This is a genomic window from Limosilactobacillus rudii (assembly GCF_014145455.1).
Lineage (GTDB): Bacteria > Bacillota > Bacilli > Lactobacillales > Lactobacillaceae > Limosilactobacillus > Limosilactobacillus rudii.
In genome coordinates, this window is record NZ_JACIVB010000008.1 from 1 (window position 1) to 237 (window position 237).

General features: G+C 54.9%; 1 rRNA gene. It reads right to left on the reverse strand.

Annotation, left to right across the window (positions count from 1 at the left end):
- Nucleotides 1–237 (reverse strand): 16S ribosomal RNA (locus H5S39_RS00030); the annotation flags it as partial.

Below are 237 nucleotides of genomic sequence, written 5' to 3' on the forward strand. Positions count from 1 at the left end.
TGTACCGTCCATTGTAGCACGTGTGTAGCCCAGGTCATAAGGGGCATGATGATCTGACGTCGTCCCCACCTTCCTCCGGTTTGTCACCGGCAGTCTCACTAGAGTGCCCAACTTAATGTTGGCAACTAGTAACAAGGGTTGCGCTCGTTGCGGGACTTAACCCAACATCTCACGACACGAGCTGACGACGACCATGCACCACCTGTCATTGCGTCCCCGAAGGGAACGCCTTATCTC